Here is a 24,697-nt window from a genome sequence, read left to right on the forward strand (position 1 = left end):
AGTGCGCGTGTTATTATCAGATTTCGGCGCAAAACAGACGGCCACCCGATTAGATAACCAGTCGATTCATATACGAGCTATTTTCATTCACGAGCACCACGTATAAACAACGAGACATGCCAACATGACGGATAAACTGACTTCCCTACGCCAACTGACCACGGTTGTAGCTGATACCGGCGATATTGCGGCAATGAAACTGTACCAACCGCAAGATGCGACCACCAACCCTTCACTGATTCTGAACGCTGCGCAAATTCCTGAATACCGCAAGCTGATCGACGAGGCAATTGCCTGGGCGCGTGAGCAGAGCAGCGATCGCAAACAGCAGGTCGTGGATGCCACGGATAAACTGGCGGTCAATATCGGTCTCGAAATTTTAAAATTGATCCCCGGCCGCATCTCCACAGAAGTGGATGCGCGCTTGTCTTATGACACCGAAGCCAGCGTGGCGAAGGCAAAACACCTGATCAAGCTGTACAACGACGCAGGCATCAGTAACGAGCGTATCCTGATTAAACTGGCTTCAACCTGGCAGGGCATCCGCGCGGCGGAGCAACTGGAAAAAGAAGGCATCAACTGTAACCTGACGCTGCTGTTCTCCTTTGCACAGGCGCGCGCTTGTGCTGAAGCGGGCGTGTTCCTGATTTCTCCATTCGTTGGCCGTATTCTTGACTGGTACAAAGCCAATGGCGATAAGAAAGAATTCGCGCCGAATGAAGATCCAGGCGTGGTTTCCGTTAGCGAAATCTACGACTACTACAAAGAGCACGGCTATGAAACCGTTGTGATGGGCGCGAGCTTCCGTAACGTCGGTGAGATTCTGGAACTGGCCGGGTGTGACCGTCTGACGATTGCACCCGCCCTGCTGAAAGAGCTGTCAGAAAGCGAAGGCGAAGTGGTTCGCAAGCTGTCTTACGTTGGTGACGTGAAAGTTCGTCCGGCGAAAATGACAGAAGCTGAGTTCTACTGGCAGCACAACCAGGATCCAATGGCGATTGATAAACTGGCCGACGGGATCCGTAAATTTGCTATCGACCAGGAAAAACTGGAGAAGATGATCGCAGATTTACTGTAAGCATTCTGCGGATAAAAATAGCCGGGAATTCCGGCTATTTTTTTGTCTGCAATTTGGTATCGCGGGGATACATTTATTTTTCCGTCGCGTTACGTGTTTTCTTCGCGATATAAAGATTATCATCGGCACGTTTCATGACCTCGCTGAGATCTTCCCCAGCGATATAGTATTCAACCAGCCCAATACTGACCGTCAGCCTGATAGCCCCAGCGGTTGTTTCACAAGGTGTGTCGCTCACGCGCTCTCTTGCTTTGTCCACGATGGTGTACGCATCGTCTAATCCGATATTCGGTAATACGATCGCGAATTCATCGCCGCCAATACGGCCAAAAATATCTTCGCGGCGAAATGATTTTTTGAAGGTGTCGCCGACAAACTTCAGCGCATCATCCCCGACGCTATGGCCAAAGCTATCATTCACCTGCTTAAAGTAGTCAATGTCGATCAGAATGACGCTAACGGGGCGCTTGGTCAGGTTAGCGATACTAAAGGCTTTATTTGCGGCCATAACGAACGCATCTCGCCGTAAATAACCGGTGAGATCGTCATACCGCGCGATGATGGGCAACTCCACCAAATATTTTTTCGTCAGCACTGAGAGCAGGCTGCCTAAAATAGCGAAAAGGAGTACGCTACCAACAATAATGAGGGTTGATGACAGGGAAAATAGCGTCTGGATAAATGATGGTGGTGGGCTTTCTGACGTCGTTCTTATCCAAATACCCAGTAATTCATCGGTTGGTGACAGAATAGGGAAAATAATTGTCAGCGTGTTTTTACCCGCATAGTCCCCGATAGAGGGCAGTTTATTTTGGCAGGTGCGAATAACGGCCATATCGTTGAAGTTGAGATCGGAAGAGGAAAGCTTGTTTATACATTCGCTACGTGAATCCCGAGTGTTAAAGGCAAATGTTCTGGTACGTGACAATAAATAAGTACCGGATTGCCGAATCATATCGCTTTCTGTTACTTCACCGCTGTTGGTGTAAGAACCGTAGGTTTTGATCGCGGTATCGAGATTTATCCGTTCTGTTTTCCAGGTCGACTTATTGGCTTCATGCATAATAATGATGGTGAAGATAAAGGAAATCGCACCGAACAGAAAAAACGCGTATGTCGGATGGGCAAAAAGTTTAAGTATTTTATACTTAAGGTCGGTCATGGCGACTTCCTTGATAGGGCTTTTTTATTTTTAGTGATACTAAAGAAGTGCTTTAATTTTATCATATTATTTGATTTAACGTGATGCTCTGTCGTGGTGGATATCATCCTTTTCTCTTTAATCTATCAGCGTATTTCACCCGCTCTTAATGGGTTAGCGATCTTTTTTATTTGCCTACTATTCTTAAATTTTAATTGCGCTGTGTTATTATTAATTTAAGTCATGTCCTGACTTTTTTTGAGACGCTATTTAATAATTATTATCAAATGTCATACCGCACTCAGCGTGAAATAACGAACATCGTGTGAATTTCCTCATGAGAGCGAATTGTTTGCTAAAAGCCGTCAATATCCTGATAAAATTGGTGTTTTGTTTAAACTGAGGTGCTTATGAACGTATTGCGTATTGGCTTGGTTTCCGTATCCGATCGTGCTTCCGGCGGGATTTATCAGGATAAAGGCATCCCAGAGCTGGAATCTTGGCTCCGCAGCGCGTTGACCACGCCTTTTGAAGTGGAAACTCGGCTGGTGCCAGATGAACAGCCGATGATTGAACAAACGCTCTGTGAACTGGTTGATGAACGTGGCTGTCATCTGGTGCTGACAACTGGGGGAACGGGGCCTGCACGTCGTGATGTCACGCCGGATGCCACGATGGCCGTTGCCGATCGAGAAATGCCGGGGTTTGGCGAGCAAATGCGTCAGATCAGCCTGCGCTTTGTTCCTACCGCGATCCTTTCCCGTCAGGTGGGCGTGCTGCGTAAACAGGCGCTGATTCTTAATCTTCCAGGGCAACCCAAGTCGATTAAGGAAACGCTGGAAGGCTTAAAAGATGCAGATGGCAAGGTGGTTGTCGCCGGTATTTTTGCCAGCGTACCGTATTGTATCCAGTTGCTGGAAGGCCCTTATATTGAAACCAATTCGGATGTGGTAGCAGCTTTTCGCCCTAAAAATGCCGTGCGCGAAATAAAAAACTGAAGTTAGGCGATTTGAAACATAAGATTCAGCTTTGCTGGTGTATAAAAATTTTGCCGCTATAGTAATTTATACTTTACACACTGCGGTGATGTTTTTTCTCACTCTGGCAATGCACGGTAACTTATGACTCAGAACCCACACGCCCATCCTCGCCAGTTGAACCGGCAGGACTATAAAACGCTGTCTCTGGCTGCGCTGGGTGGCGCGTTAGAGTTTTACGATTTTATTATTTTCGTCTTCTTTGCTGCCGTGATTGGCGATCTCTTTTTCCCACCCGATATTCCTGAATGGCTGCGGCAGGTACAGACGTTCGGTATTTTCGCCGCAGGCTATCTGGCCCGCCCGCTTGGGGGAATCATCATGGCTCACTTTGGCGACAAGAGCGGACGTAAGAAAATGTTCAGCCTGAGCATATTGCTGATGGCGTTACCGACGCTGGCAATGGGCTTGCTGCCAACCTATGAAGCTATTGGTATTGCGGCACCACTTTTACTGCTGTTAATGCGTGTGCTGCAAGGTGCCGCAATCGGTGGGGAAGTCCCCGGTGCATGGGTCTTCGTTGCGGAGCATGTGCCTCGCGCCCGTATTGGGTTTGCCTGCGGTACGTTGACTGCCGGCTTAACGATGGGGATTCTGCTGGGTTCGCTGATCGCGACGTTGCTGAACACGGTGCTCACGCCAGAGCAGATGTCTGGCGGCGGCTGGCGTCTGCCGTTCTTTATTGGCGGAGTATTCGGTCTTGTCGCCATGTATCTGCGCCGCTGGTTGCAGGAAACCCCCATTTTTATGGAGATGCGTGAGCAGAAAAAGCTGGCGGAAGAGCTGCCGCTGAAATCTGTCGTCTTAAATCATAAACGCGCGGTTGTGGTTTCAATGCTGCTGACCTGGCTGCTGTCTGCGTGCATTGTCGTCGTTATTCTGATGGCACCGACCTACCTGCAAAAAGTCCACGGCATCCCTGCTGCGCTGGCATTGCAGGCGAACTGTCTGGCAACGATTGCGCTGATGGTGGGTTGTGTCGGCGCGGGTCTACTGGTTGACCGCTTCGGTGCCAGCAAGTTGTTCATTGTGGGTAGCCTGTTGCTGGCTGCCTGTAGCGGGTTCTTTTATAGCTCGGCAGCAAGCAGTACTATGTTGCTCTTTGTCAGCTATGCGATTGTGGGGCTCAGCGTTGGTGTGGTGGGGGGCGTACCGTATGTCATGGTACGGGCATTCCCAGCGGCGGTACGGTTCTCTGGGATTTCTTTTTCCTACAACGTTTCCTACGCCATTTTCGGTGGCCTGACGCCCGTCTTCGTGACGCTGATTATGAAGGCGACGCCGATGGCGCCTGCCTTCTATGTCCTGACGCTGGCTGCCGTGGGGTTGCTGTTGGGTATTTATTTGCAGCGCGATTTGGATGCGGACTCGCGTGCTTCGGCCGATAGCGACGCGCGTGATCGTTCACCTGTCGAAGTTTAAGCACGCTGTTATCAAAAAATAGCACGGCATTAAAAACAAACGAGCCCTGCCAATCTGACAGGGCTCGTTTGCATGAAACGCAGGATTGCGTTGGTACAGGTATGGCGTCAGAACTTAGTGAGACGCGCCACGAGCACCAATTGGCAGTACGGTGCGGCCAAACTTCTCGTTCAGCACTTCAGCCATCGCCAGATAAATTGCGCTAGCGCCACAGATGATGCCTTCGTAACCCGCGAAGGTCAGCAGGGCGTGGTTGCCGGTACAATTGCCTACGGCCAGCAGAGCAAACAGCACTGTCAGGCTGCCGAAGACAAATTGCAGTGCACGGTTAGTGCCGAAGGTGCCGAAGAACATAAACAGTGTGAAGACGCCCCACAGACCAAGGAACACGCCAAGGAACTGTGCGTCGCTGGCTTCCGCCAAACCCATTTTTGGCAGTACGAGAATGGCAACCAGCGTTAGCCAGAATGCGCCATAAGACGTAAATGCGGTCACGCCAAACGTATTCCCTTTTTTATATTCCAGCAGGCCAGCCAGAATCTGGGCAATACCGCCGTAGAAAATACCCATGCTGAGAATGATGGAAGAAAGTGGGAAAAAGCCTGCGTTGTGCAGGTTCAACAGAATAGTGGTCATCCCGAAGCCCATCAGTCCTAATGGACCAGGATTTGCCAACGTGTTCGTGCTCATAAATCCTCTGCAATAACAGATTATTAATAGTCCCTTCGTGTCGGGCGCGGCATTAAGGTTAGCGAGTGCGCCAATCACGTTGGGATAGGTGTCGTTTAGGTGTTATTGCCCGCCATTATGTAGGGAAATGTCCCATTTCTGCGGCGGGCGCGGCATCATATCGGTCGTTTGGAACGGACACAACATGGGGAAGGCAGAATAGTTTGATCATAAGAGGGATAAAGGTCATTTTTTTTCATCTTCCCCCTTGATGATAGAAATGTTGGCCCCATCTTATTTCCAACCGAAACAGTTTGACCTGCCGCAAAGGCGTGTGTCGGGCCGTTACATCGGTGGTTAGCATAAAAATGAAACGTGTGCTGCTGATGAAAACGAGGGTGTGTCGTTGGAAAACGAGAAATCTTGTTGAAAAACGACATTTTGCCCGCACAGTAGGTTTAACCACCATACCGAATATGACTTTTTAGTGGAGATGTTTAGATGGGTAAGATTATTGGTATCGACCTGGGTACAACCAACTCTTGTGTCGCGATTATTGACGGTACTCAGGTAAAAGTACTGGAAAATAGTGAAGGCGATCGCACCACGCCTTCAATCATTGCTTATACGCAAGACGGTGAAACTCTGGTTGGCCAACCGGCTAAACGTCAGGCAGTGACCAACCCGAAAAATACACTGTTTGCTATCAAGCGCCTGATTGGCCGTCGTTTCAAAGACGAAGAGGTTCAGCGCGATGCCAACATCATGCCGTACAAAATTATCGCGGCAGATAATGGCGATGCATGGCTGGAAGTGAAAGATCAGAAAATGGCTCCGCCGCAGATTTCAGCTGAAGTGCTGAAAAAAATGAAGAAGACGGCGGAAGACTATCTGGGTGAGACGATCACCGAAGCGGTTATCACCGTACCGGCTTACTTCAACGATGCGCAGCGTCAGGCAACCAAAGACGCCGGCCGTATCGCGGGTCTGGAAGTCAAACGTATCATCAACGAACCGACAGCGGCAGCGCTGGCGTACGGTTTGGATAAAGAAGTTGGCAACCGCACTATCGCGGTTTACGACCTGGGCGGCGGTACGTTCGATATTTCCATCATCGAAATCGACGAAGTTGATGGCGAAAAAACTTTTGAAGTTCTGGCAACCAACGGTGATACCCACCTGGGTGGTGAAGACTTCGATAGCCGTCTGATCAACTATCTGGTTGACGAATTTAAGAAAGAGCAAGGTTTCGACCTGCGCAACGATCCACTGGCGATGCAGCGTCTGAAAGAAGCGGCAGAAAAAGCCAAGATCGAGCTGTCTTCTGCACAGCAGACCGACGTTAACCTGCCGTACATCACGGCAGATGCGACCGGTCCTAAGCACCTGAACATCAAAGTGACGCGTGCGAAACTGGAATCACTGGTTGAAGAGCTGGTGAACCGTTCTCTGGAGCCGCTGAAAGTCGCGTTGCAGGATGCTGGCCTGTCCGTTTCTGAAATTCAGGACGTGATTCTGGTTGGTGGTCAGACGCGTATGCCTCTGGTACAGAAGAAAGTTGCTGACTTCTTCGGTAAAGAGCCACGTAAAGACGTGAACCCGGACGAAGCGGTTGCTATCGGTGCTGCGGTTCAGGGCGGTGTCTTGTCGGGCGACGTGAAAGACGTTCTGCTGCTGGACGTAACCCCACTGTCTCTGGGTATCGAAACCATGGGCGGCGTGATGACAGCACTGATCGCTAAAAACACGACGATCCCGACGAAACACAGTCAAGTGTTCTCTACGGCGGAAGACAACCAGTCTGCGGTAACGATTCATGTTCTGCAGGGTGAGCGTAAGCGTTCGCACGATAACAAATCTCTGGGTCAGTTTAACCTGGATGGTATTCAGGCTGCACCGCGCGGTATGCCACAGATCGAAGTGACTTTTGACATCGATGCTGACGGTATCCTGCACGTTTCCGCGAAAGACAAAAACAGCGGTCGCGAGCAGAAAATCACCATCAAGGCGTCTTCTGGTCTGAACGAAGAAGAAATCCAGAAAATGGTACGTGATGCGGAAGCAAATGCGGAATCTGACCGTAAGTTTGAAGAGCTGGTTCAGGCGCGTAACCAAGGCGATCACCTACTGCACAGCACGCGTAAGCAGTTGGAAGAAGTGGGCGACAAACTGGCCGCTGATGATAAAACTGCCATTGACGATGCACTGAAAGCGCTGGAAAGCGCGCTGAAAGGCGAAGACAAAGCAGACATTGAAGCGAAAATTCAGGCGCTGGTTCAGGTTTCCGGCAAGCTGCTGGAAGCGTCTCAGCCACAGCCAGGTGCTGAAGGTGCCGCTGATGATGCCTCTGCTCGTCGCGACGACGATGTCGTTGATGCTGAGTTTGAAGAAGTCAAAGATAAAAAGTAATCGCCCTTAAGCGGGCGCAATAGCAGCTACAGGGCTATTGCTGGCAATCAGCACGGGCGTCGAGGAAACTCTGCGCCCGTGCACGCATGTTGAGGGGCAGGAAAAGAAATGGCGAAGCAAGATTATTACGAAAGCCTGGGCGTTGCTAAAAACGCGGACGATCGCGAAATAAAGAAAGCCTACAAGCGTCTGGCGATGAAGTACCACCCGGATCGTAATCCTGGTGATAGCGAGGCAGAAGCCAAGTTCAAAGAGATCAAAGAAGCTTACGAAATCCTTATCGATTCGCAAAAACGCGCAGCCTACGATCAGTACGGTCATGCTGCGTTTGAGCAAGGTGGTATGGGCGGAGGCGGCGGTGGCTTTGGCGGCGGCGGTGCCGATTTTGGTGATATTTTTGGCGACGTGTTCGGGGACATCTTTGGCGGCGGTCGCCGTCAGCGCGCGAGCCGTGGATCCGATTTACGCTACAACATGGAGCTGACGCTAGAAGAAGCGGTACGTGGCGTCACCAAAGAGATCCGTATTCCCGCACTCGAAGAGTGTGATGTGTGCCACGGTAACGGCGCGAAACCGGGTAGCTCCCCGATCACCTGTCCAACCTGTCATGGGAACGGTCAGGTTCAGATGCGTCAGGGCTTCTTTACCGTGCAGCAAGCATGTCCGCACTGTCATGGTCGCGGTAAGATCATTAAAGATCCGTGCGTCAAATGTCACGGCCATGGCCGCGTAGAGAAAAGCAAAACGCTGTCGGTGAAAATTCCGGCGGGCGTGGACACGGGCGACCGTATCCGTTTGTCTGGTGAAGGCGAAGCGGGCGAGCACGGTGCACCGTCAGGTGATTTGTACGTTCAGGTGCAGGTTAAAGCGCACCCGATCTTCCAGCGTGAAGAAAACAATCTGTACTGCGAAGTGCCGATCAATTTTGCGATGGCAGCATTAGGTGGCGAGATTGAAGTTCCTACGCTGGATGGCCGCGTGAAGCTGAAAGTGCCTGCGGAAACGCAAACCGGTAAACTGTTCCGTATGCGTGGCAAGGGCGTGAAATCGGTACGTGGTGGTGCGCAGGGCGATCTGCTGTGCCGTGTGGTTGTCGAAACGCCGGTTAACCTGAACGAGCGTCAAAGACAACTGCTGCAAGAGCTTGATGAGAGCTTCGGTGGCCCGTCTGGCGAGAGAAATAGCCCACGCTCGAAAAACTTTTTCGATGGCGTGAAGAAATTTTTCGATGATTTAACCCGTTAATGGTTTGTCGTTAACGCGTGATAAGAAACCGGTGGGGTAAACCTGCCGGTTTTTTTATGACGGACATCCGTCCGTCACCTTATGGCCGTTGCTGTGCAACGTTGAAAAACGTTTCCAACGTTTTTTTATTCCCTTCTCTTGATAGCCTCAATTCAATAGATCGTTTTTTACGATGATTAAGCCAGCTTTAATCTGCTTTTAACGAGTGGTTAGATTGCGTAATCTTGCCAGCAAGAAAGCGGGCGTACGGTATTAACGCTCGTGCCTCATGGGAGATGAAGTCAATGATAACAATGATTCGCCGTTTTATTCAGTTGGATGCGGCGGCTGGCGTGATGTTAATGATGGCGACAGTATTGGCGCTCACGTTTGCCAATTGGTCTGCTACCGCCGCTGGCTATCAGCAATTTCTAATGATGCCGGTGGAAATGCGGTTTGGCGCACTCGAAATCAATAAGAATCTGCTGCTGTGGATTAACGATGGCCTGATGGCAGTTTTCTTCCTGCTGATTGGTTTGGAAGTGAAACGCGAGCTTATCGAAGGCTCGTTAGCCAGCCGCCAGCAGGCGATGTTGCCACTGGCGGCTGCGGTAGGCGGAATGATGTTTCCTGCCTTGCTCTTTCTTCTTTTCAACGCGAATGATGAAGTGACGCGCGCTGGCTGGGCGATTCCCGCTGCGACAGATATCGCGTTTGCTATTGGCGTGCTGACGCTATTGGGCAAGCGGGTTCCCGCGGGGCTGAAAGTCTTCCTGCTGGCGCTGGCGATCATTGACGATCTGGGGGCGATCCTGATCATTGCCCTGTTTTATACGCAGCAGATCTTCTGGCCTGCGCTGGGCGGTGCGGCGTTGGCGATTATAGCGCTGGCCTATATGAACAGGCAGAAGGTTGGTAAAACCTCCGCCTATTTGCTGGTGGGGGCCGTCTTGTGGGTTTGCATTCTGAAATGTGGCGTTCATGCGACGCTGGCTGGGGTGATTGTCGGATTCTTTATTCCTTTGCGCACGTCCGACGGCGAATCTTCTCCGGCAATCACGTTGGAGCATGGCTTACAAACGTGGGTCGCGTTTCTGATTATCCCGCTGTTTGCCTTCGCTAACGCAGGCATTGTATTGCAGGGGATTGTGTTGGAAAAACTGTTTTCCCCTTTGAGCCTAGGCATTGCCGCCGGGTTGCTGATTGGTAAACCGTTGGGCATTACCTTGTTCAGTTGGCTAACCATCCGACTGGGCTACGCGCGTCTGCCTGCTGGTGTTCACTTTAGCCAGATTGTGGCGGTGTCAGTGCTGTGTGGCATCGGCTTTACCATGTCGATATTTATTACGCTACTGGCCTTCTCCGGCGGCGATGCGGAATTGATTACCTATGCCAAGCTGGGAATTCTGCTGGCATCGGGGCTGGCTGCGCTGCTTGGCTATCTGGCGCTACGTGTTGTGTTGTCTACGCTGGACAAGGTGATGCAACCGTGTAAGGGTTGATGCTATGCCGGAGGCGCGAAGAGGGGGCAGGTGTGTCTCATTTGAATTTTAATCATCTCTATTATTTCTGGCAGGTTTATAAGTCGGGATCCGTTGCGGGGGCGGCAGAGACGCTGTTCTTAACGCCGCAGACCATTACCGGACAAATCAAATGTCTGGAAGAGCGTTTACAGGGCAAGCTCTTCAAGCGTAAGGGACGAGGGTTGGAACCTACGGAGCTGGGACAGCTTGTTTTTCGCTATGCGGATAGCATGTTCCAGCTTAGCCAAGAAATGTTGGATATTGTGAACTACCGCAAAGAATCGAACCTGTTATTCGATGTCGGCGTGGCTGACGCGCTGTCCAAACGGCTGGTGAGCAGGGTGCTGGAAACGGTCGTAACGGAACAGGAACATATTCATTTACGCTGTTTTGAGTCGACGCACGAAATGCTGCTGGAGCAGTTGAGCCAGCATAAGCTGGATATGATTCTGTCAGATTGTCCGGTGGATTCGACGCAGCAGGAAGGGCTGTTTTCACTCAAGCTGGGCGAATGTGGTGTGAGTTTTTATTGTAAACGTCCGCAGCCTGAGCAGCCTTTTCCCGCTTGCCTTGAACAACGTAAGCTGCTGATTCCCGGGCGGCGAACCATGCTGGGACGGAAACTGCTGAACTGGTTTACGGCGCAAAATATTCAGACGACTATTTTGGGCGAATTTGATGATGCGGCTCTGATGACCGCGTTCGGCATTAATAACGACGCGATTTTCGTTGCACCGTCTCTGTATGCCAATGAAATCTACCAGCAGGGCGATATCGTCGAGATCGGTAGGATCGAGAACATTCAGGATGAGTATTATGCGATTTTTGCGGCCAGAATGATCCAGCACCCTGCGGTGCAGCGCGTCTGTAACGCGGATTTTTCAGCGCTCTTCTGTGATACCACAGACACAAAAAAACCGGCCTAGGCCGGTTTTTTCTTAGCAACAACACGCAGATGCGTGATTATTGCATGGCGTTGATGCGCGCAACCAGATTGGATTTATGACGTGCAGCTTTGTTTTTGTGGATCAGGCCTTTACCAGCCTGACGATCCACGATTGGTTGCATGTCATTAAATGCTTTCTGTGCCGCTTCTTTATCGCCAGTAGCGATCGCCGCGTATACTTTCTTGATGAAAGTACGCATCATTGAGCGACGGCTTGCGTTATGCTTACGGCGCTTCTCAGATTGTACGGCGCGTTTCTTAGCTGATTTGATATTAGCCAAGGTCCAACTCCCAAATATATTCAATCGAGGACAATTCAAAGGCCGTGGAATATGCTCGTTTAGCCTTCGTTTGTCAATGGATTTGTGCAAATAAGCGTCGTTTGTACGTCGACACTTGTTACGTTGTGATGGCGCAGGATTTTAGCAGCTTCACGCGGTGGAATACAGCTTTTCGCATCATAAATTCATCCTGAATTTGATAAAGCCCTGTCTGTCATCGGTAAAGTCGGATTGCATGTGCCGTCCGCCGTCTGGATATTCTGCGTATAGGCCTCATCCATCGATGATTCAGCTAAAAAACGTGCAAATACTGGCACGATTTACAAGGTGGCTGCAAAAGGCGCGAATCGCGGGTTAACCTTACTCGCTGTACAAGGTATAATCCGCCGATTTCCATAATATTAACCCTTTGTTCTGGGCCAGCCATGCAGCTAATTCGCGGTATACACAATCTTCGGGCACACCATTACGGCTGTGTGCTCACTATTGGTAATTTTGACGGCGTGCACCTCGGACACCAAATGCTGCTTGAACGACTGAAGCAGGAAGGTCGCGCTCGTGGGCTGCCGGTGATGGTCATGATTTTTGAACCACAGCCGCTGGAACTCTTCGCTGCGGAAAAAGCGCCCGCCCGTCTGACGCGTCTGCGTGACAAGGTGAAATATCTGGCGCAGGCCGGCGTGGACTATCTGCTGTGCGTCAGATTCGACGCACGTTTTGCCGCCAACGATGCTGAGACGTTTGTTTCTTCCCTGCTGGTGAAAAAATTGGGCGTGAAGTTTCTGGTGGTGGGAGATGACTTCCGCTTCGGGGCTGGTCGTCAGGGAGATTTCCTGTTATTACAGAAGGCTGGATGTGAGTCGGGATTTGATGTCATCAGCACCGATTCGTTCTGTAATGGCGGCAAACGGGTTAGCAGCACTGCCGTACGTGAAGCGCTCAGTCGTGATGAACTTGAGCTGGCAGAAAGTCTGTTAGGCCATCCTTACAGCATTTCCGGGCGTGTAGAACATGGCAAAGCATTGGGGCGAACCATTGGGTTCCCTACCGCCAACCTGCCGTTGAAACGTCAGGTTTCCCCCGTCAGCGGCGTGTATGCCGTCAGCGTTTATGGGCTAGGGCAAGAACCTCTACCGGGCGTTGCCAATATTGGCACGCGTCCGACCGTAAACGGTGACAAACGCCAGCAGCTTGAAGTGCATTTGATGGACGTGACGATGAACCTCTATGGTCGTCATATTGAAGTCGTACTGCGTAAAAAGATCCGTAATGAACAGCGTTTTGCTTCGCTCGATGCGTTAAAACAGCAAATCGCCGATGATGTGGTGACAGCCCGGACGTTCTTCGGGTTAAAGACACCGGTTTAATTTTTCTAGCCGAAACGAAATCGAGAATCTAATGAGTGACTATAAGACTACCCTGAATTTGCCGGAAACAGGGTTCCCGATGCGTGGCGATCTGGCCAAGCGCGAACCTGACATGCTGAAACGTTGGTATGAGCAGGATCTGTACGGGATTATTCGCAATGCGAAGAAGGGAAAGAAGACCTTCATTCTGCACGATGGCCCTCCGTACGCGAACGGCAGCATTCACATTGGTCACTCAGTTAACAAGATTCTGAAAGATATTATTGTTAAATCGAAAGGTCTGTCTGGCTACGATTCCCCTTACGTGCCTGGCTGGGACTGCCACGGTCTGCCGATTGAGCTGAAAGTAGAACAGCTTATCGGTAAGCCGGGCGAGAAAGTCAGCGCCGCAGAATTCCGCGCGGAGTGCCGTAAATATGCGGCAGAGCAAGTTGCCGGTCAGAAAGCCGACTTTATCCGTCTCGGCGTACTGGGCGACTGGGATCGTCCTTATCTGACGATGGATTTCAAAACCGAAGCGAACATCATCCGTGCGCTGGGCCGCATCATTGAAAATGGCCACCTGCACAAAGGGGCGAAACCGGTTCACTGGTGTGCCGACTGTGGTTCCGCGCTGGCGGAAGCGGAAGTCGAATATTACGACAAAACGTCTCCATCCATTGATGTCGCGTTTAATGCCAGCGATGTGGCTGCGGTATTAGCTAAATTTGGTGTGAGTAGCGTAGACGGCCCTGTCTCGCTGGTGATCTGGACGACCACGCCGTGGACGTTGCCAGCAAACCGTGCTATTTCGCTGAATGCGGAATTCGATTATCAACTGGTGCAGATTGGCGGTCAGGCGCTGATTCTGGCGGCCGATTTGGTTGAAAGCGTGATGAAGCGCGCAGGTGTGACCCAGTGGATCGTTCTGGGCGACTGCAAAGGCGCGGATCTTGAGCTGCTGCGTTTCAAACATCCGTTCCTGGGCTTCGATGTACCCGCCATTTTGGGCGACCACGTGACGCTGGATGCGGGTACGGGTGCGGTGCATACCGCCGGTGGTCACGGTCCTGAAGACTATGTGATCAGCCAGAAATACAATCTGGAAATCGCCAACCCAGTTGGGCCGAACGGCTGCTACCTGAGCGGCACCTATCCTGAACTAGATGGCAAATTCGTTTTCAAAGCCAACGACCTGATCGTTGAAATCCTGCGTGAAAAAGGCATGTTGCTGCACGTAGAGAAATTGCAGCACAGCTATCCGTGCTGCTGGCGTCATAAGTCGCCGATCATTTTCCGTGCCACGCCACAATGGTTTGTCAGCATGGATCAAAAAGGCCTGCGTAAGCAGTCGCTGTCTGAAATCAAAGGCGTGCAGTGGATCCCGGATTGGGGTCAGGCGCGTATCGAAGCGATGGTCGCCAACCGCCCTGACTGGTGTATCTCCCGTCAGCGTACCTGGGGCGTGCCGATGTCGCTGTTTGTCCACAAAGAGACGGAAGAGCTGCATCCGCGTACCGCTGAGCTGATTGAAGCGGTAGCGAAACGTGTTGAAGCCGATGGCATTCAGGCATGGTGGGATCTCGATCCGGCCGATGTGCTGGGCGCAGACGCGGACAACTACGTCAAAGTGCCGGACACGCTGGACGTGTGGTTCGATTCTGGATCAACGCACTCGTCTGTCGTGGATGTACGCCCTGAATTCGGCGGTCATGCGGCGGATATGTATCTGGAAGGTTCCGACCAGCATCGTGGCTGGTTCATGTCTTCCCTGATGATCTCTACGGCGATCAAAGGCAAAGCGCCTTACCGCCAGGTACTGACCCACGGTTTCACCGTTGATGGTCAGGGCCGCAAGATGTCCAAATCGATCGGGAATACCGTCAGCCCGCAGGACGTGATGAACAAGCTCGGTGCCGACATTCTGCGCCTGTGGATCGGTTCAACGGATTACTCCGGTGAAATCGCCGTATCCGATGAGATCCTGAAGCGTTCCGCCGATGCCTATCGCCGTATCCGTAACACCGCGCGTTTCCTGCTGGCGAACCTGAATGGGTTTGATCCACAGCAGCATATGGTGAAACCAGAAGATATGGTTGTGCTGGATCGCTGGGCGGTCGGCTGTGCGAAAGCGGCACAGGAAGAGATCCTCGAAGCGTATGAAAGCTATGATTTCCACCGCATCGTACAGCGTCTAATGCAGTTCTGCTCGATTGAAATGGGTTCGTTCTATCTGGATATCATTAAAGATCGTCAGTACACGGCAAAAGGCGACAGCGTAGCACGCCGTAGCTGCCAGACTGCGCTGTACCATATCTCAGAAGCGCTGGTACGCTGGATGGCACCGATTATGTCCTTCACCGCCGATGAGATCTGGAACTACCTGCCGGGTGAGCGTGCGCAGTACGTGTTTACCGAAGAGTGGTATGACGGTCTGTTCGCGCTGGATAGCGCAGAAACCATGAACGATGCGTTCTGGACGGATGTTCTGAAAGTGCGTAGCGAAGTGAACAAAGTCATCGAGCAGGCGCGTAATGACAAGCGCATCGGTGGATCGCTGGAAGCCTCCGTCACGCTGTACGCCGATGCTAATCTGGCAGGTAAATTGAGCCAACTGCATCAAGAACTGCACTTTGCGTTATTGACGTCAAAAGCGCAGGTGGAACGTTATGAAAATGCGCCGGATAGCGCGCAGGTAACGGAACTCACCGGACTGAAAATTGCCTTAAGTGAGGCAGAAGGACACAAGTGTCCACGCTGCTGGCATTACGAGACGGATATTGGTAGCAATGCCGAGCATCCTGAAGTGTGTGGTCGCTGTGCGACTAACGTGGGCGGTAACGGCGAAGAGCGTAAATTTGTCTGATGAATAAAATCTGTGCGAGTGGACTGCGCTGGCTCTGGCTGGCGATACTGGTTTTAGTTGTCGATCTTGGCAGCAAGCAGTGGATTCTTGCCCACTTTGCGCTGGGGGATACGGTGCCAGTGATGCCTTCTCTGAATCTGCATTACGCCCGTAACTACGGCGCAGCATTCAGCTTCCTGGCGGATAAAGGCGGTTGGCAACGCTGGTTCTTTGCTGGCATCGCGATTGCTATCGTGGTTGCTCTGCTGGTGATGATGTACCGTGGCAGCGTCAAACAGCGGCTCAATAACATTGCGTATTCGCTGATTATCGGCGGTGCACTGGGCAATCTGTTCGACCGGACATGGCACGGATTTGTTGTCGATTTCATCGACTTTTATGTCGGTGATTGGCATTTCGCCACGTTTAACCTTGCCGATACCGCTATCTGTATTGGCGCGGCGCTCATCGTACTGGAAGGTTTTTTCAGTACGCATGATGATACTGATACCGTTAAGCAAAAGGGTCACTGATGTCCGAGAGTGTTCAGCATAACAGCGCGCTGCTGGTGCATTTTATTCTGACGCTAGAGGATGGCTCAGCGGCTGAATCTACGCGTGAGCGCGGCAAACCAGCGCTGTTTCGCCTTGGCGACGGCAGCCTGTCTGACGCGTTGGAACAACATCTGTTGGGATTGCGGCGTGGCGATAAACGCAAGTTTACGCTACCGCCGGAGTCGGCCTTTGGGCCGACCAATCCGAACCTGATCCAGTTCTTCCTGCGTCGTGATTTCGCCCAGACCGGCGTGCCGGAAGTTGGCACTATCATGCTGTTCAGCGGCGTTGCCGGAAATGATATGCCGGGGATTATCCGCGATGTGACCGAAGAGTCCGTCACCGTGGATTTCAACCATCCTCTATCCGGTCAGGCGATAACCTTCGATCTTGAAGTGCTGGATATCGATCCCGTACAACAGGAGGTGACACATGCAGATCCTGCTGGCTAATCCGCGCGGCTTTTGTGCCGGTGTCGATCGGGCTATCAGCATTGTGGAGCGCGCGCTGGAGCTATTTGGTACGCCGATCTACGTCCGTCATGAAGTGGTACATAACCGCTATGTGGTTAACGGATTACGCGAACGTGGTGCGATTTTTATTGAGCAGATTGAAGACGTGCCGGACGGTGCGATTCTGATTTTCTCGGCACATGGCGTTTCGCAAGCGGTACGTAATGAAGCCAAAAACCGCGATCTGACGGTATTCGATGCGACCTGTCCGCTGGTAACCAAAGTGCATATGGAAGTGGCCAGAGCCAGTAAGAAAGGCGTAGAAGCGATTCTTATCGGGCATGCCGGGCACCCTGAAGTCGAAGGGACGATGGGGCAGTACAGCAATGCGGACGGCGGCATGTATCTGGTGGAATCCCCTGAGGATGTCTGGCAGTTACAGGTAAAAGATGAAAGCAATCTGTGTTTTATGACGCAGACCACGCTTTCTGTTGATGACACCTATGCGGTGATTGATGCGTTGCGTGAACGTTTCCCGCAGATCGTCGGCCCGCGTAAAGATGATATCTGTTATGCCACGACCAATCGTCAGGAAGCCGTTCGCCATTTGTCGGATAAGGCGGATGTCGTTTTTGTCGTCGGCTCTAAAAACTCCTCAAACTCCAATCGCCTTGCTGAATTGGCACAGCGCGCGGGGAAAGCGGCTTATCTGATAGATTCAGCGGAAGATATCCAGGAGTCATGGCTAGCGGGCGCTTCGCATGTTGGGGTAACCGCAGGCGCATCGGCACCGGATATTCTGGTACAACAGGTGATTCAGCGTCTGAAAGCATTAGGCGGCAAGGTAGCAGTTGAAATGCAGGGACGTGAAGAAAACATCGTCTTTGAAGTGCCGAAAGAGCTGCGTGTTGACGTCAAACAGATAGATTAATGCTGTTTCTGCGGTAGGGCTTTGGCCCTATCGCTTCCCCTTCCGTTTTCTTCCCCCCTATATTCACTCATGAAAATGTTAATGCATAAAAATGAATTTTTATGCGTTATGCCATGTGGTTTAATTTTGACCGCTTCTGCTTATCTTCAAACACCTTGCGGCTTTTTATCGCTCTGATACGTCATTTTACAGTCTGTGGTTAGACAGTTTTGCTGATTTTCTGCGACTTCAAACAGTATTTTCTAATCTGGCGGTAAATCCGCTGGCGATAGTGCGCAGCGCCCGTTAACCTGATGTTATTTTTATGTCGTCAGGATCAAAAAGAGAGAGACATTATGAAGGATTCATCCATCCGTATTGCGGTTGTAGGCGCGGGCGGCCGTATGGGACGCCAACTGATTCAGGCTATCGAGCAAATGGACGGCGTGGTATTGGGCGCGGCGCTGGAGCGTTCTGGTTCGTCTCTGATAGGAAGCGATGCCGGCGAACTTGCTGGGCTGGGTAAAAGCGGTATTACCGTGAATGAAAGTCTGGATGCTGTGCAGAATGATTTCGATATTTTGATCGACTTCACTCGCCCAGAAGGCACCTTAGCGCATCTGGCGTTTTGTCGTCAGCACCGTAAAGGCATGATTATTGGCACAACTGGCTTTGATGACGCAGGGAAGGCGGCGATTAAGCAGGCTGCGCAGGATATCGGCATTGTGTTTGCGGCGAACTTCAGCGTTGGCGTCAATGTCATGCTGAAGCTGCTGGAAAAGGCGGCCAAGGTCATGGGCGACTATACTGATATCGAAATCATTGAAGCACACCACCGTCACAAAGTGGATGCGCCATCGGGTACCGCGCTGGCGATGGGCGAAGCGATCGCCGATGCGTTGGGACGCGATCTGAAGTCCTGTGCCGTGTATGCGCGTGAAGGCTATACGGGTGAACGCGATCCGAAAAGCATTGGTTTTGCGACCGTGCGAGCGGGCGATATTGTCGGTGAACATACGGCGATGTTTGCTGACATTGGCGAGCGCGTTGAGATTACCCACAAGGCATCCAGCCGTATGACGTTTGCCAATGGTGCAGTAAGAGCCGCTATCTGGATTAGTTCGAAAGAAAGTGGCATTTTTGATATGAGAGATGTGCTTTCTCTGAATGATTTATAGTATTTAATTTTTAATATAAATATTATATCTAACTGATAAAGGTGGTTATTTTTATGATCACCTTTACTTTTATCTTTTTGGATTATTTTTTCTATCACCATTGATTTTTGTTTGTGTTTTATTCTATTTTTTAGTGATGATTTTCCCTCCTTACTCTCAAAATGTCCTTGGCTGGTGATTTGTTACTCTTATTTTAGCAATGTTGTCTCGCAACCGTTTACTTCTCTCAGTTGATAGGGTTTTTTACGTCAGTGGGCCACTATTTATTTCGTAAAGCATAAAAATAAGAGAAAAAAAGCGGTTTGGGTAGACAATCGGGAAGACCATCATTAAAATGCGCCCAATTTGCCAAAAATTGGCCTTACGGGTAGTTTTTGCATTGATTTAGTGACTCAAATCTGAATTAATATGCAAATAACGTGATTGTTTATTCCTTGGAGGGTGTTTTGATTAAGTCAGCGCTATTGGTTCTGGAAGACGGAACCCAATTCCACGGTCGGGCCATTGGGGCAGAAGGGTCGGCAGTGGGGGAAGTGGTCTTCAATACGTCGATGACCGGTTATCAAGAAATCCTTACTGATCCTTCCTATTCCCGCCAGATTGTCACTCTCACTTATCCCCATATCGGTAATGTCGGCGCCAATGCCAACGATGAAGAATCCCCCTCTGTACAGGCTCAAGGTCTGGTTATTCGCGATTTACCTCTGATTGCCAGCAACTACCGTAGTGAAGAAAGCCTGTCTGAATACCTCAAACGCAATAACATCGTCGCCATTGCTGATATCGATACCCGTAAACTGACCCGTCTGCTGCGTGAGAAAGGCGCACAGAATGGCTGCATCATCGCGGGCGATGCGCCGGACGCTGCCGTCGCGCTGGAGAAAGCGAAAGCCTTCCCGGGGCTGAAGGGCATGGATCTGGCAAAAGAAGTGACGACGGCAGAAAGCTACAGCTGGCTACAGGGAAGCTGGACGCTGGAAGGCGAATTGCCTGCGGCGAAAAACGAAAGCGAACTGCCTTACCACGTTGTGGCTTATGACTACGGTGTGAAACGCAACATTCTGCGTATGCTGGTGGATCGCGGCTGCCGCCTGACGGTTGTTCCGGCGCAGACACCTGCCGAAGAGGTGCTGAAGCTGAATCCAGACGGTATTTTCCTCTCTAACGGCCCGGGCGACCCGGAACCGTGCGACTACGCGATTCGCGCGATCAAAACCTTCCTGGAAACGGATATTCCGGTATTCGGTATATGTCTGGGTCACCAACTGCTGGCACTGGCGAGCGGTGCCAAGACCATCAAAATGAAGCTGGGTCACCACGGTGGCAACCATCCGGTCAAAGATCTGGATAACAACTGTGTGATGATTACCGCGCAGAACCACGGCTTTGCGGTGGATGAAAATAATCTGCCTGCCACGCTGCGCGTCACGCATAAATCCCTGTTTGACCATACGGTTCAGGGGATTCACCGCACGGATAAGCCCGCGTTCAGCTTCCAGGGTCACCCGGAAGCGAGCCCAGGCCCGCACGATGCCGCGCCGCTGTTCGACCACTTTATTGACTTGATTCAGACTTACCGTTCTTCAGCTAAATAATCAGGAGCGAGAAAATGCCAAAACGTACAGATATTAAAAGCATCCTGATTCTGGGCGCAGGCCCGATTGTTATCGGCCAGGCGTGTGAGTTTGATTACTCGGGTGCACAGGCGTGTAAAGCGCTGCGTGAAGAGGGTTACCGCGTTATTCTGGTGAACTCCAACCCGGCAACCATCATGACCGACCCGGAAATGGCCGATGCGACCTACATCGAGCCGATTCACTGGGAAGTGGTGCGCAAGATCATTGAAAAAGAGCGTCCAGATGCGGTGCTGCCAACGATGGGCGGCCAAACTGCGCTGAACTGTGCGCTGGAGCTGGAACGTCAGGGCGTGCTCGCCGAATTCGGCGTGACCATGATTGGTGCAACGGCGGATGCGATTGATAAAGCAGAAGATCGCCGCCGCTTCGACGTAGCAATGAAGAAGATCGGTCTGGATACCGCGCGTTCCGGTATTGCACACAATATGGAAGAAGCGCTGGCGGTTGCGGCTGACGTCGGCTTCCCGTGTATCATCCGTCCTTCCTTTACGATGGGCGGCACCGGTGGCGGTATCGCGTACAACCGTGAAGAATTCGAAGAGATCTGTGAGCGCGGTCTGGATCTGTCTCCAACCAAAGAGCTGCTGATCGATGAATCGCTGATCGGTTGGAAAGAGTATGAGATGGAAGTGGTGCGTGATAAGAACGACAACTGCATCATCGTCTGCTCCATCGAAAACTTCGATGCCATGGGGATCCACACGGGTGACTCCATCACCGTCGCACCGGCACAAACGCTGACCGATAAAGAGTATCAAATCATGCGTAACGCCTCGATGGCGGTACTGCGTGAAATAGGCGTAGAAACGGGCGGTTCCAACGTTCAGTTCTCGGTAAACCCGAAAACTGGCCGTTTGATTGTTATCGAAATGAACCCGCGCGTATCACGTTCTTCCGCGCTGGCGTCTAAAGCGACGGGCTTCCCGATTGCGAAAATCGCGGCCAAGTTGGCTGTAGGTTACACGCTCGATGAGCTGATGAACGACATCACTGGCGGTCGTACGCCAGCGTCCTTCGAACCCGCTATCGATTACGTTGTGACCAAGATTCCACGTTTTAACTTCGAGAAATTCGCGGGTGCCAACGACCGTCTGACCACGCAGATGAAATCTGTGGGTGAAGTGATGGCGATTGGTCGCACGCAGCAGGAATCCTTGCAGAAAGCGCTGCGTGGCCTGGAAGTGGGCGCAACGGGCTTCGATCCGAAAGTGGATCTGGACGATCCAGAAGCGCTGACCAAAATCCGCCGCGAGCTGAAAGATGCCGGTGCCGAGCGTATCTGGTACATCGCCGATGCCTTCCGCGCGGGGATGTCTGTCGATGGCGTGTTTAACCTGACCAACGTTGACCGCTGGTTCCTGGTGCAGATTGAAGAGCTGGTGCGTCTGGAAGAGCAAGTCGCTGAAAAAGGCGCAACTGCGCTGGATGCCGAATTCCTGCGTACGCTGAAGCGTAAAGGCTTTGCTGATGCGCGTCTGGCGAAACTAGCTGGCGTAGCGGAAAGCGAAATTCGCAAGCTGCGCGATAAGTTCGACCTGCATCCCGTCTATAAACGCGTCGACACCTGTGCGGCAGAATTTGCGACTGATACCGCATACATGTACTCCACGTATGAAGAAGAGTGTGAAGCCAACCCGACTCAGGATCGTGACAAAATCATGGTACTGGGTGGTGGACCGAACCGTATTGGTCAAGGGATCGAATTTGACTACTGCTGCGTCCACGCTTCACTGGCGCTGCGTGAAGATGGTTATGAAACCATCATGGTTAACTGTAATCCGGAAACCGTTTCAACAGACTACGATACGTCTGACCGTCTGTACTTCGAGCCGGTAACGTTTGAAGATGTGCTGGAAATTGTCCGCATCGAGAAGCCAAAAGGCGTTATCGTGCAGTACGGTGGCCAGACGCCATTGAAACTGGCGCGTGCGCTGGAAGCCGCAGGTGTGCCAGTGATTGGCACCAGCCCGGACGCCATTGACCGTGCAGAAGACCGTGAGCGCTTCCAACAGGCTGTAAATCGTCTGGGTCTGAAGCAACCGGCTAACGCCACGGTCGCGACCATTGAGCAGGCGGTAGAAAAAGCGCGTGGCATCGGCTACCCGCTGGTTGTCCGTCCTTCTTATGTTCTGGGCGGCCGCGCGATGGAAATCGTGTACGACGAAATCGACCTGCGTCGTTACTTCCAAAACGCGGTTAGCGTATCCAACGATGCGCCGGTGCTGTTAGACCGCTTCCTTGACGATGCCATCGAAGTCGACGTTGATGCGATTTGTGACGGCGAGCGTGTGCTGATTGGCGGCATTATGGAGCACATCGAGCAGGCGGGCGTTCACTCCGGTGACTCGGCTTGTTCACTGCCGGCTTATACGCTGAGCAAAGAGATTCAGGACGTGATGCGTCAGCAGGTTGAGAAACTGGCGTTTGAACTCTGCGTTCGCGGCCTGATGAACGTGCAGTTTGCGGTGAAGGATAACGAAGTTTATCTGATTGAAGTGAACCCACGTGCGGCGCGTACCGTACCGTTTGTCTCGAAAGCGACGGGCGTTCCGTTGGCGAAAGTCGCGGCACGCGTGATGGCAGGCAAAACGCTGGCTGAGCAGGGCGTCACGAAAGAAATTATTCCGCCGTACTACTCCGTAAAAGAAGTGGTGCTGCCGTTCAACAAATTCCCTGGCGTTGACCCGATTCTGGGGCCAGAAATGCGTTCAACCGGTGAAGTGATGGGCGTGGGCCGCACGTTTGCTGAAGCGTTTGCTAAAGCGATGCTGGGCAGTAACTCGCACATGAAGAAAACCGGACGTGCGCTGCTGTCGGTGCGTGAAGGCGATAAGGCTCGCGTGGTGGATCTGGCGGCCAAGCTGTTGAAGTACGGCTTTGAGCTGGATGCGACGCACGGCACGGCGATTGAGCTGGGCGAAGCAGGCATTAATCCGCGTCTGGTGAACAAGGTGCATGAAGGTCGTCCGCATATTCAGGACCGCATCAAGAACGGCGAGTACACCTACATCGTCAACACCACCGCAGGGCGTCAGGCGATTGAAGATTCCAAGCTGATTCGCCGCAGTGCGCTGCAATACAAGGTGCACTACGACACGACGCTGAACGGCGGTTTCGCTACGGCCATGTCGTTGACGGCAGATCCGACGGAGAAGGTGACTTCCGTGCAGGAAATGCATGCGATGATTAAAGGCTGATTGACCGACTTCGGTAGGCCGTAAGCGGATAATAAAAGCCAGCGTTGGTAACAGCGCTGGCTTTTTTCATGGGAGCGTTTTGAGTGTTAGCCTAGCGCGACTTTGATACCTAACGCGATCAACACCGTTCCCAGCAGCTTATCGACCAGTTTCTGCACTTTAGCCAATCCACGGCGTACCGGTTCGCTTTGGAAAAGTACCACCAACAGCGGCCACCAGACGAGAGAAAGCAGCCAGATAATCATGGCGTACCACAGTTTTTCACCGAGGCCTGAGTGAATGTTCAGAACCTGAGTGAACATCGCCAGAAAGAAGAGTGTGGCTTTCGGATTCAGCAGGTTGCAGAGATAGCCTTGCAGGAACGCTTTTTTCAGGCTGACGCTTTGCTGTGTCAGGTTTGATACGTCCATTTTGCTTCCGCCGCGCGCGAATAGCGCTTGAATACCGATCCAGATCAGATAGGCGGCACCCGCATATTTCAGTACATTAAACAGCCAAGGCGTGGTGGTGATGACGACGGCTAGCCCGGCGACGCAGTACGCCATGTGAGTTGCTACGCCGCAGATGACGCCAAAGGCGGTCATCATTGCAGCAGCACGCGGATAGCGCGCCGCATTCCTGATAACGAGGAAAAAGTCGGGGCCGGGAGAGAGCATCCCCAGCGTGGCGATGGTCGCGACAAACAGTGATGTTTCTAACATGGTCATTCCAGGCAGTGAAGAAAGAGAGGGGCCGAGGGAAATCATAGCGCCAGAATAATGAATTCGCATCACACTTATTGGTTATTCGGCGGCGATATGTTAACAATTGTCCTTTCATTTTTTGTGGTTAATTTCAGGGGCGGGTTA

Annotated in this window: 19 protein-coding genes; 15 read left to right on the forward strand and 4 right to left on the reverse strand. The window is 51.8% G+C overall.

Annotated features, from left to right (window positions below; genetic code table 11):
- The first annotated feature begins 124 nt into the window (after positions 1-124).
- A complete protein-coding gene (gene tal, locus H0248_RS07085) occupies positions 125-1,078 on the forward strand; it encodes a transaldolase (RefSeq protein WP_180785294.1) in 954 nt (317 codons plus the stop codon).
- Between the two features lie 73 nt (positions 1,079-1,151).
- Here tal and H0248_RS07090 read toward each other — a convergent pair whose 3' ends face one another.
- Positions 1,152-2,240: a GGDEF domain-containing protein gene (locus H0248_RS07090; RefSeq protein ID WP_180785295.1), complete on the reverse strand. Its 1,089-nt coding sequence runs from the start codon at positions 2,238-2,240 to the stop codon at positions 1,152-1,154.
- Between the two features lie 389 nt (positions 2,241-2,629).
- On the opposite strand from H0248_RS07090, the gene mog reads away from it, so the two are divergent.
- Together mog and H0248_RS07100 are read left to right on the forward strand one after the other, a co-directional pair.
- Positions 2,630-3,217, forward strand: a complete 588-nt coding sequence (gene mog, locus H0248_RS07095) for a molybdopterin adenylyltransferase (RefSeq protein ID WP_180785296.1) — start codon at positions 2,630-2,632, stop codon at positions 3,215-3,217.
- Between the two features lie 123 nt (positions 3,218-3,340).
- Positions 3,341-4,678: an MFS transporter gene (locus tag H0248_RS07100; RefSeq protein ID WP_180785297.1), complete on the forward strand. Its 1,338-nt coding sequence runs from the start codon at positions 3,341-3,343 to the stop codon at positions 4,676-4,678.
- 114 nt (positions 4,679-4,792) lie between these two features.
- Here the strand turns inward: H0248_RS07100 and satP are convergent, their stop codons facing one another.
- Positions 4,793-5,368, reverse strand: a complete 576-nt coding sequence (gene satP / locus H0248_RS07105) for an acetate uptake transporter (RefSeq protein WP_180785298.1) — start codon at positions 5,366-5,368, stop codon at positions 4,793-4,795.
- 480 nt (positions 5,369-5,848) lie between these two features.
- Between satP and dnaK the strand changes: the two genes are divergently transcribed.
- The 4 genes from dnaK (at position 5,849) to nhaR (ending at position 11,429) form a co-directional block, all read left to right on the forward strand.
- A complete protein-coding gene (gene dnaK, locus H0248_RS07110; RefSeq protein ID WP_180785299.1) occupies positions 5,849-7,756 on the forward strand; it encodes a molecular chaperone DnaK in 1,908 nt (635 codons plus the stop codon).
- A 108-nt stretch (positions 7,757-7,864) separates the two neighbouring features.
- Positions 7,865-9,001 (forward strand): molecular chaperone DnaJ, encoded by a 1,137-nt coding sequence (gene dnaJ, locus H0248_RS07115; RefSeq protein ID WP_180785300.1) that lies wholly within the window; start codon positions 7,865-7,867, stop codon positions 8,999-9,001.
- 284 nt (positions 9,002-9,285) lie between these two features.
- Positions 9,286-10,482 (forward strand): Na+/H+ antiporter NhaA, encoded by a 1,197-nt coding sequence (nhaA, locus tag H0248_RS07120; protein WP_180785301.1) that lies wholly within the window; start codon positions 9,286-9,288, stop codon positions 10,480-10,482.
- A 32-nt stretch (positions 10,483-10,514) separates the two neighbouring features.
- The gene (gene nhaR / locus H0248_RS07125; protein WP_180785302.1) at positions 10,515-11,429 is read left to right on the forward strand and encodes a transcriptional activator NhaR; all 915 of its coding nucleotides are present in this window, start codon (positions 10,515-10,517) and stop codon (positions 11,427-11,429) included.
- 37 nt (positions 11,430-11,466) lie between these two features.
- Here the strand turns inward: nhaR and rpsT are convergent, their stop codons facing one another.
- On the reverse strand, positions 11,467-11,730 hold the full coding sequence (gene rpsT, locus H0248_RS07130) for a 30S ribosomal protein S20 (protein ID WP_010681770.1): 264 nt from the start codon (positions 11,728-11,730) through the stop codon (positions 11,467-11,469).
- 425 nt (positions 11,731-12,155) lie between these two features.
- Here rpsT and ribF point away from each other — a divergent pair, with 425 nt between their 5' ends.
- The 8 genes from ribF (at position 12,156) to carB (ending at position 23,849) form a co-directional block, all read left to right on the forward strand.
- Complete coding sequence (gene ribF, locus H0248_RS07135) at positions 12,156-13,097, forward strand: bifunctional riboflavin kinase/FAD synthetase (protein WP_180785303.1); 942 nt, start codon at positions 12,156-12,158, stop codon at positions 13,095-13,097.
- Between the two features lie 31 nt (positions 13,098-13,128).
- Positions 13,129-15,942: an isoleucine--tRNA ligase gene (ileS, locus tag H0248_RS07140; RefSeq protein ID WP_180785304.1), complete on the forward strand. Its 2,814-nt coding sequence runs from the start codon at positions 13,129-13,131 to the stop codon at positions 15,940-15,942.
- A complete protein-coding gene (lspA, locus tag H0248_RS07145; RefSeq protein WP_374705261.1) occupies positions 15,942-16,454 on the forward strand; it encodes a signal peptidase II in 513 nt (170 codons plus the stop codon). Before ileS ends, lspA begins: the two co-directional genes overlap by 1 nt.
- Entirely contained in the window at positions 16,454-16,927 is a 474-nt protein-coding gene (fkpB, locus tag H0248_RS07150) for an FKBP-type peptidyl-prolyl cis-trans isomerase (protein ID WP_039461726.1), read from the forward strand. Before lspA ends, fkpB begins: the two co-directional genes overlap by 1 nt.
- Positions 16,908-17,858 carry a 4-hydroxy-3-methylbut-2-enyl diphosphate reductase gene (gene ispH, locus H0248_RS07155; RefSeq protein WP_180785305.1) on the forward strand — a complete coding sequence of 317 codons (951 nt, stop codon included), beginning with the start codon at positions 16,908-16,910 and terminating at the stop codon, positions 17,856-17,858. The genes fkpB and ispH overlap by 20 nt, the downstream gene beginning before the upstream one ends.
- Positions 17,859-18,193: 335 nt before the next feature.
- Positions 18,194-19,015, forward strand: a complete 822-nt coding sequence (gene dapB, locus H0248_RS07160) for a 4-hydroxy-tetrahydrodipicolinate reductase (RefSeq protein ID WP_180785306.1) — start codon at positions 18,194-18,196, stop codon at positions 19,013-19,015.
- 446 nt (positions 19,016-19,461) lie between these two features.
- A complete protein-coding gene (gene carA / locus H0248_RS07165; protein WP_010681763.1) occupies positions 19,462-20,610 on the forward strand; it encodes a glutamine-hydrolyzing carbamoyl-phosphate synthase small subunit in 1,149 nt (382 codons plus the stop codon).
- A 14-nt stretch (positions 20,611-20,624) separates the two neighbouring features.
- Complete coding sequence (carB, locus tag H0248_RS07170; protein ID WP_014916699.1) at positions 20,625-23,849, forward strand: carbamoyl-phosphate synthase large subunit; 3,225 nt, start codon at positions 20,625-20,627, stop codon at positions 23,847-23,849.
- Positions 23,850-23,935: 86 nt separating this feature from the next.
- On the opposite strand, the gene H0248_RS07175 is transcribed toward carB, so the two are convergent.
- Positions 23,936-24,550, reverse strand: coding sequence for a LysE family transporter (locus tag H0248_RS07175; protein WP_014916698.1), 615 nt, complete (start codon positions 24,548-24,550; stop codon positions 23,936-23,938).
- Between the last annotated feature and the right edge of the window lie 147 nt (positions 24,551-24,697).

Source organism: Pectobacterium brasiliense, from assembly GCF_013449685.1.
GTDB classification, from domain to species: domain Bacteria; phylum Pseudomonadota; class Gammaproteobacteria; order Enterobacterales; family Enterobacteriaceae; genus Pectobacterium; species Pectobacterium brasiliense_A.